5 protein-coding genes are annotated in these 9,032 nt (G+C 42.4%); 2 read left to right on the top strand and 3 right to left on the bottom strand.

What is annotated here, in order from left to right:
* Together AC1DO4_RS07800 and AC1DO4_RS07795 are read left to right on the top strand one after the other, a co-directional pair.
* Positions 1–939, top strand: a 939-nt coding sequence (locus AC1DO4_RS07800; protein WP_477414533.1) for a T9SS type B sorting domain-containing protein, incomplete at its 5' end; no start/stop codon positions are given.
* 61 nt (positions 940–1,000) lie between these two features.
* Positions 1,001–1,918, top strand: coding sequence for a PorP/SprF family type IX secretion system membrane protein (locus tag AC1DO4_RS07795; protein WP_477414531.1), 918 nt, complete (start codon positions 1,001–1,003; stop codon positions 1,916–1,918).
* 178 nt (positions 1,919–2,096) lie between these two features.
* On the opposite strand, the gene AC1DO4_RS07790 is transcribed toward AC1DO4_RS07795, so the two are convergent.
* From AC1DO4_RS07790 to AC1DO4_RS07780, 3 genes are read right to left on the bottom strand one after another with little or no spacing between them, the layout of a single operon-like run.
* A complete protein-coding gene (locus AC1DO4_RS07790) occupies positions 2,097–4,286 on the bottom strand; it encodes a glycoside hydrolase family 3 N-terminal domain-containing protein (protein WP_477414529.1) in 2,190 nt (729 codons plus the stop codon).
* Positions 4,287–4,331: 45 nt separating this feature from the next.
* On the bottom strand, positions 4,332–5,675 hold the full coding sequence (locus AC1DO4_RS07785; protein ID WP_477414527.1) for a vanadium-dependent haloperoxidase: 1,344 nt from the start codon (positions 5,673–5,675) through the stop codon (positions 4,332–4,334).
* The gene (locus tag AC1DO4_RS07780) at positions 5,675–8,989 is read right to left on the bottom strand and encodes a VCBS repeat-containing protein (protein ID WP_477414525.1); all 3,315 of its coding nucleotides are present in this window, start codon (positions 8,987–8,989) and stop codon (positions 5,675–5,677) included. The genes AC1DO4_RS07785 and AC1DO4_RS07780 overlap by 1 nt, the downstream gene beginning before the upstream one ends.
* Between the last annotated feature and the right edge of the window lie 43 nt (positions 8,990–9,032).

Below are 9,032 nucleotides of genomic sequence, written 5' to 3'. Positions count from 1 at the left end.
TTCAAGATAAGTGGCGTTACATTGAAAAGAATAGGTGCAACAGATAACTACACGGCATCTGTAACGCCTTCTGCAACCAGTGTACAACAAAGCGCCACGTTAAGTGACAGTCATGCATCTTTTACAGTGAACAATATAGCCGGGACATCRGGCATAGTCAATACAGTGCAGCTCGATGCAGGAGTTACCACCAATATTTCCATTGTTGTAACAGCCGAAGACGGCATTACCACGCGCACTTACACTATCGCTGTCAGCAAAACCGGTGCAGCAAATGCAAATCTCCTATCGCTCAATATAATCGGCGCGATATTGACCAGGGTGGGCACAACAGATAATTATATAACCTGGATAGATTCGGGGGTTACAAGTATCCAGCAAAGAGTAACATTGAGTGATAGCCATGCAACTGTTACAGTTAATGGTATAACTGCAATTGCAGGTATTGCAACACCCGTAACAATTAATGCTACAGGTGCAACAACTGTTACAACTGTAGTGACAGCCGAAGATGGAGTAACTACAAGAACATACACTATCGTTATAGACAAGGTTGCATCATCTACTGCACCACTTACGCTGGCTTTGCACACGCTTGATGATAATAATAGTATGGGCATCGCCAAAAAATCAAATAACATTACCAATCCTGATGATATCATTGTTCATCAGGCAGTATCACCCAATGGCGACGGAGTGAATGAGGTGCTGGTAATAGACGGTATAGAAAACCATGCTGATAACCACCTGAGCATCATGAACGCGGTAGGCTCACTGGTATATGATGTAAAAGGTTATGGAAGCAACGGCAACTTTTTTGATGGGTACTCCAACAAAACTAATACCATGCAAAAACCAGGCACCTATTATTATTCGCTGGAATACAGTGATGGCCACCAAACAAAACGCAAAACAGGATATATTATACTTAAATATTAATAGTAAAAGATATACTTAGATATTAATACTAAAAGAAAATACATTGCTTAAATTAGCATTCATGTTTAGCAAAAAAATAATTATAAGACTAAGCTTAAGTCTGCTGCAGGTATTAATTACCTGCAACAGCGTTTTTGCCCAACAACAGATTTATAGCTACAGCCAATACGCAGATAATCTCACAGCAATAAACCCCGCTTATTCAATGCTTGATAAAGCCGGTTCGGTGAGCGTACTGGGACGCAAGCAGTTTATAGGAATAGATGGAGCGCCAAGCAGTGTGATGTTTAATGCCAATTTTCCTGTTGAATCAATTAATGGCGCAGCAGGAGTTTATGTATTGAATGACCAGGCCGCTGTAGAGCACCAGATAGAGTTTAATGCGTTTTTTGCTAAAGGAATACAGTTAACACAAACCAACTACCTCGCTGTTGCTTTAAATGTGGGGGTGCGCAACTACGTTGGTAATTATTCTCAGCTGGATGCATCAGATCCGCAGTTTAGGAATGATGTGCGCGAAACAAAACCCAATATAGGTTTTGGCGTAATGTTATATGGCGCCGATTACTACCTTGGCCTCTCGGTACCTGAGTTTACTATCCGTAGTTTGGGTACAGCATCCGAGCAGCAGGCCAACTATCTGCGCACGCACTATCATTTTTCGGGCGCGTACCTGGCCGATGTAAGTGATGATGTGAAGTTTAAACCCGCAACACTGGTTTCCTATGTAAATGGATCGCCGGTTATTGCGAATGTGTCAGGTACTTTCTACCTGAAGGAACAACTGGGTATAGGCCTAAACTATCGCACCGATAAAAAAGCGGCGGCTATGTTGTCCATAATTGGCAAATCATTTAAAATAGGGTATAGCTACCAGTTTGGTACATCGTCAAATAACCTGGGTGGCGTAAATATTACCACGCATGAGGTAGGTATAAGTTATAGGTTTGGGAATGTAACTGAAAGTAAGTTATTATAATATAATCAAAGTAGATATAACGAAAGTAAATTAATAACATACAAAAATGGCAAAGCGACTAAGCTTTGCCCTAATTTATCTTCACTTTTGGAATAACCCAAGCCGAACTGCAGCATACACTTTCCCTGTTCTTTTCAGTAAAAAAGGATCATCGGAATGTGTTAATGAAGCATAGCCTTTATTTACCGCTGATCTTAAAGCCGGAACTTAGTTTTTCATCAGCAGAGTTACTACCCAATATCAGCTTATATTCACCCGGATAAAGTTTCCAGTTATGCTTTGTTAAATCCCATTTCTGAAGTTCTTTTACCGCGATCTTTATGGTTACCATTTGCTCATTTCCTTTGGTAATGGTAATTCTTTTAAAGCCTTTCAGCTCTTTTAATGGCATCCTGTCGAGGTTTGGATATTTAATATAGGCCTGAACAACCTCATCGGCATCCGTGATACCTGTGTTTTTAACCTTAACAGTTATACCGATAGTATCTTTCGAGGCATATTGTTTTTGCAATGCCGAAGCAGCCTCATAGCTGAAAGTAGTATAGCTTAAGCCAAAACCAAAAGGATATTGAACCGGGCCATTAAAGTACCGGTATGTACGCCCTTTCATGCTATAGTTCTCATATTTAGGGAGATCATTAACCGAATTATAAAAAGTAAGCGGTAAATGACCAGAGGGGCTGATCTTTCCAAAAACAATATCAGCCAGTGCGTTTCCGCCTTGTTCGCCGGGGTACCAGGCAAATATGATAGCATCAGCATATGGCGCTATGGCAGATACGTCCACATCGCTACCAGCAGTAATTACGGCAATGATGGGTTTTTTAACACCCTTGCGTAAGGCTTTCATAAAAGCTATTTCGCTGGCTGGCAAGCTCAGGTTCTTTTTATCACCACCAGATTCGGCCAGGAAAGCATCTCCGGCTTCGCCTTCCAATACGGGCGATAAACCCAAAACCGCGATGGTTACATCGGCATTGCCTGCACCCCAGATGCCACCAAAATGGGTGGTATCACGATAATCGCAACCAAGGTCATATTCTACGCGGGTGGCGGCATCAACCGCGCCGGTTATACCCTCTACAAAGTTTACTACTTTACTGCTAACACCGTGGTAACTGCCTATCATGGCATCCAAAGCGGCAGCGTTAGGGCCCAATACCATAAAACTGGAGTATTGGCCCTGCTTGAATGGCAATATGTTATTGTCGTTTTTTAACAACACCATGCTCTGCTGTGCAACTTTACGGGCCAGGGCTATATGCTGCGTATTATGGATACTATCGGCACCGTAGGTTTTAAAAGGGGCTGCTCCGCCTTCATCAAAAAAGCCTAACTTAAATTGGGTTTTTAAGATACGGGACAGCGCTACGTCAACCTCTTTTTCTGTAAGCAGTTTTTGTTGTACAGCCTTAACAAGATCCCCCTGAAAAACTGATGAACAATCCAGATCGATACCCACTTTTATACCGGCGGCGGCTGTTTCAACAGCTGTAGGTATGGTTTTATGCGTTAAAAAAACATCATCGAGGGCACCACAATCAGTTACTACATGGCCTTTAAAACCCCATTCGTTTCTTAAAATACCGGTAACCAGGTTTTTGTTAACTGAGTTGGGCACACCATTAATGCTGTTATAAGCTGTCATTACCGACTCAACCCCCGAATTAACCAAAGCATGGAAGGCGTACAGGTAGGTTTCACGCATGTCTTTTTCGTCCACAATGGCATCAAATGAATCGCGGGTAGCTTCGGGGCCGCTATGTGCCGCGAAGTGCTTGGCAGTGGCTGACGCTTTCAAATAACGGGCATCTTTTCCCTGCATTCCCTGTACAAATGCCGAGCCGATATGGGCAGTTAGGAACGGGTCTTCACCGTAAGTTTCCTGTCCGCGGCCCCATCTTGGATCACGGAAGATGTTGATATTAGGTGTCCAGAAGGTGAGGCCCATGTATTGTAAATGGCGATCCATTGCTGTGGATACGTTATATTTTGCCCTGGCCTCGGTTGATATTACATTTGAAACTGAGTCGATCAGGCTTTCGTTAAAAGTTGCCGCCATACCTATGGCCTGCGGAAATATGGTGGCCTCACCGGCACGGGCAACGCCATGTAAACCTTCGTTCCACCAGTTGTAGGCAGGGATGCCCAAACGGGGAACGGCCTTGCTGCGATACCCCAACAAGGACACTTTTTCTTCTAAGGTTAGCTTGGCTATCAAATCCTTTACCCTTAGTTCAATCGATTGCGAGGCGTCTTTGTAGATGGCAGTTTTTTGCGCGGTAGCTGGCAAAGCCGTCAATAAAAAAGAGCTGCTTAATAAGCAGGCAGCGCCTTTTTTTATCAACTTTTGTGTTATAAAATTCATTATTGGTGGATGTTTTATATAGATTTATATAGATATATAGTAAGATTATTTAGTTTGAGGCAAGATACCAGCTTTTTTTATTTTGGCAATGATACCACTCGCTACTTCTTTACCTTGTTGGTTTCCTTTTTCTATACTTTCCATATAATGGATGCCTCCGTAAAAACGAGACATTGATGCCTCGGCTGCTGCTTCGCGAAATGATTTAAAATCGCGCTGGCTGCTGCCGAAGGGAATTTCGGTATTATCCGTATAAGCAAAGTTATCACCAAGCAAATAGGTAAGTAGTTCGGCCGATGCATTTGAAATTACCGCATGGCCGCTGGTAAACTCCGGGAAGGGGGGCGTTTGTAAAACAGGCTGCCATTTAACATCGATATACCGGTTAATATAGGTTTCGGGGCGGATGCGGTTACTGGAGAATTTCTCCTCCCAACAGCTAATGAAAGCATCCATTAATGTTAGTCCCTCTAAGGCAGTTACCATTATGGAATGATCAAAATCAAGATGTGCCTGTTTGGTAACCAGCCCTGTTATATGCATCCAATGCCCGCCCGGACTGATCTTTTTATAACCAATAGCCATATGACCCGAAGTGGTAATGGCGAAAGGGTTACAATCCCAAAACAAGGCAATATTAATTTGTTCGGTAGTAAGGTGTTTCGAGATACCGTAAACGGCCTTAACCTGTTTATAAAATGCCGATGTGGTATCCTTACTAAAAGGAATTAAGGGTGCAGGTTTATACTGATTGGCCGAATCAATCACCATGGTACGTATGGTACGCCAGTTTGGCTCAACTGCTTCAAAATATCCCGGAGGGGTTGGGTACCATTTACTTTCATCTTTTATAGGGGTATATCTTTTTAGAGCGCTTAATTTGCTGTAGTTATCTGATTTTGAAAAACCTACCGCAATTTTAGAGGCTGTTTCTGCTACCTTAACAGAATTATCAATGATACTTTGATCAACCTTGGTTTTTTGAAGTAACTGGACAAACGCGTCTTCATCATCCTTTAGCATAAAGCCCGATGGCAGCATAAGTTTAGCCGTTTCAAGGATGCTGTAATAGGCGGCTATTTTATAGTCGTATTTGGTATGGATGGTATCTAAACTGTTATTAGGCTTATAGTCCTTTACAAAATTTTGCAGTTGGGGTATGGTTTTATTTTTTGCGGCAACAATGTTGTATGCGCCCAGCATGGTATAAGCATAGTAGCGCGCCGCAACCGGCGGACTAACCACATCATGCACCATCACCATGGTTACAGCATTCACCGCATGATCTGGCTGTAAATAATCCGGGTAATCATTAGCAGTGTTTTGTGCATAAGCCTGCCTGGTTATTATAGCACAAAATATAATAAGCGATATTTTTAAGTAATTCATTATTCTTTATAAAATTGAAGCGGACCGTCGCTCACGCCTATCAGTAAATATGGTATATTGTTGATATTGATCTCCACCGCCGATTTTACATCGCCCATAACCGAAAGCCCGGATGTTGGCTGATCTACATAAGTAAAACCTCCCTTGCCATCGCCTTTTAACAGGCACCCGTAATTTGCATCAATGCTGCCAATCTTGAGGCGATTATCGGAGTGGTTACCTAATAAAAGAACATCGGTATGCCCGTCATGGTCAAAGTCGCCGGTTATTACCTGGCTTACCGGGGCAAACTGCGCTTCTATTGGTAAAGGTGCAGGTGTAAACTTGCCATTATTATTGATGAAAAGCGTTGTTTGTATATTGTTAATGCTCAGCTTGCCGGCTTTGGTCAGGTCATCGGCACTAAAAATTTCATTGATGGTGGCGTCAGCATACATTTTGTAGGAGTTAAACTTCCTGCGCATCGGGTAAATCTGCTCGTTCAGTTCGTCCCTGCTTACAAAAGGATAGCTTTTACCCTGGATATAGAAGTTAAAGAAAGGATCGATAGAACCATTATTGTCCAGATCGGTAAAATACATTTCGGCAGGTTCCTTATCACTTGCGCGGATCTGTGTGTTTAAGCCCAGGTTGCCTGCAATCAAATCGGGTTTACCATCACCGTTTACATCGGCAAAAGCAATTTTATACCAAAATCCTTTTTGAGGCGTGTCAAAATAATCGCTGGTTTTATCTTTAAAGCCATCCTTGTCATTTATCAAAACAGTGACCGGCATATATTCACCACATAATACCAAATCTTTGCGGCTATCATTATTTAGGTCGATCCATTGTGCATCTGTAACCATCCCAATTTTATTAAATGGGATAGCGGCGGCTGCGAATTTGCCCGTACCATCGTTTGCCAGCAGGTAGCTTTGCGGTGCAGCCGGGTATTGACCCGGAATTACCCTGCCACCTACAAACAGGTCGATATCGCCATCACCATCAAAATCGCTGGGCTTTACAACTGATTTACTATTGGCATTAAGTACCGGTAATGCAGTAGGAGAGAGTACAAAGCGGCCATTACCTTCGTTGATATAAAGTTCGTCCTGCAGATCGGCAGTATTGGGATCATATAATGAATAACCACCTTTTGCTATGTACAGATCTGGTTTACCATCGCCATTGGCATCAAAAAATGCAGCTGCAGATGTAGTGCCCATATTGTCGGTACTGCCGCGAACGATATCCTTTGCCTGGTATTTACCTCCGGCCTGTTGCAGAAATATTTTACCCGGACTATCCTTTTCTCCGCTTACAAATAAATCCTCCAACCCATCGCCGTTTACATCGGCCTTTACAATAACAGGGGCAGTTTTGGAGTACATGAACAGCATTAATAGCTGGCGTTTAAAATCATTCAGGGTGATCTCTTCCGGTTTAAAATCAATAACTGGTTCTGCATGTTTAAAAACGGTCTTTTTAACCACACCAGCCTGTGCAGATGATTTTTCTGTTGGCTGATATTTGATCGTCAGCAACTGGTCTGCATTAACATCTTTAAGCAACTGCGAAGAATTATCGGGCCAGATGATGCGCACAGAATCAACCTTTTTGGTATCTCCCAAACCAAAATTCAACGTAGTTGATACACATGAAAGGTAACCGCGGTTAGGATTAACTTCCTGGTATTGTATGTTTTTACCGGTGTATACACTTACTTTGGCGCCAATGGCATTGGTGTTTTTACCGGTGCCTTTTAGTTTAATAGCCAGATAAGAGGTATTATTTGCTTCGCGACTGGTGTTTTGGTAAACGGATGCCGGTTGATTAATATTATTAACCACCAGGTCAAGGTCCCCGTCATTATCCAGATCCACATATACAGCGCCGTTTGAAATGTTTTGCTGGTTAAGGCCCCACTCCACCTGTTTATTGGTAAAGGTAAGGTTGTGGTTGTTCCTGAAAATATAATCAGGTACGGCAGTCGAAGGCATGGCCATTACAAGCTCCATCAGGCGGAATGGTTGGCCTGCCATTGCTTTCTTGATCTTATAATCGCCCCAGTAGCGTAAAAAATCTTTATTGGTATAGTCTCTTAAGTAACCGTTGGTAACAAAAATATCCTTATAGCCATCGTTGTCAAAATCGGCAATTAGGGGGCACCAGCTCCAGTCGGTATTTGATACACCTGCCAGTTGTGCTATTTCGCTAAATGTGCCATCGCCATTGTTCAGATGCAGCATATTGCGCATATATTGTTTGTAAAGTCCCTGGTTTTGCATCAACGCAAACGACTCATAGTTTTCTTCTAATTGTAATGATTTTTGCCTGTGGTTATCCTCGGGCAACATATCAAGTGTCATAATATCGGGCAGGCCGTCATTATTAAAATCGGCAATATCAACACCCATCGAAAAGTGCGACATATGCCTTAACATATCTTTTGATTTTTCGGTAAAAGTACCGTTGTGGTTGTTAACGTATAGGTAATCCGGTTCGTTGTAATCGTTTGTTACATAAATATCGGGCCATCCGTCCTTGTTAATATCGGCAATGGCCACGCCCAGTCCAAAGGTAAGCGGGTTTTGAACTATCCCGGCTGTTTTTGACACATCGGTAAAATGCCCGTTTTCGTTTTTGAACAGTTTATTGCTGGCTAAATCATCAGTTTGATTTTTATAGCGGGCCAGCTCCATGTTATCTATCTTTTTAATGTTATGGTTCAGCAGGAACATATCCAGGTCGCCATCATTATCATAATCAAAAAATACGGCCTGTGTACTGTATCCGGGGTCGGCTAAGCCATAAGCTTTGGCTTCTTCCTTAAATTTGTTATTGCCCTGGTTTATAAATAATTGGTTGCTACGGGTTTCGTTATCAGTTTTGCCAGAGTAGCATACATAAATGTCTAACAAGCCATCGCCGTTAACATCGGCCATAGTAACGCCGGTTTTCCATGAATCCCTGCGGCCTCCCAGGTCGGGACTGGCATCATTGGTGATATCCTTAAACTTCATTTGCCCCATATTGAGATAAAGTTTATTGGGCTTCATGTTTCCCGTAAATAGCAGATCGGGCAGACCATCGTTATTTATATCGCCAACAGCTACACCACCACCATTATAAAAATACTCGTATGATAACACGTTGAGCGATTCGGTCTCGTTGATATCATTACTGAATTTGATATTGGTTTCTTTACTGTTCAACAGCTTAAATAACGGCTGCTGGGAGTAGGAGGTAAGTGCAGAAAAACTAAGCGCGGCAGTAATTACAGCAGGGAAGCCGATTGCGCGTTTTAAGAAATATAAATTAATAAGGGACATAAATACTTTAATTAAAACTTATGATTGGGGCACACAGTTCTAA

It is taken from the genome of Mucilaginibacter sp. P5_A6 (assembly GCF_056400585.1).
The sequence above is the reverse complement of the archived record's forward strand: the minus strand, read 5'-3'. Positions and strand labels throughout refer to the sequence as shown.

Excerpts from the sequence above, each read along its gene's own strand:
- AC1DO4_RS07780 (WP_477414525.1), bottom strand. The coding sequence starts at position 8,989 with ATGTCCCTTATTAATTTATATTTCTTAAAACGCGCAATCGGCTTCCCT.
- AC1DO4_RS07795 (WP_477414531.1), top strand. The coding sequence starts at position 1,001 with ATGTTTAGCAAAAAAATAATTATAAGACTAAGCTTAAGTCTGCTGCAG.
- AC1DO4_RS07790 (WP_477414529.1), bottom strand. The coding sequence starts at position 4,286 with ATGAATTTTATAACACAAAAGTTGATAAAAAAAGGCGCTGCCTGCTTA.
- AC1DO4_RS07785 (WP_477414527.1), bottom strand. The coding sequence starts at position 5,675 with ATGAATTACTTAAAAATATCGCTTATTATATTTTGTGCTATAATAACC.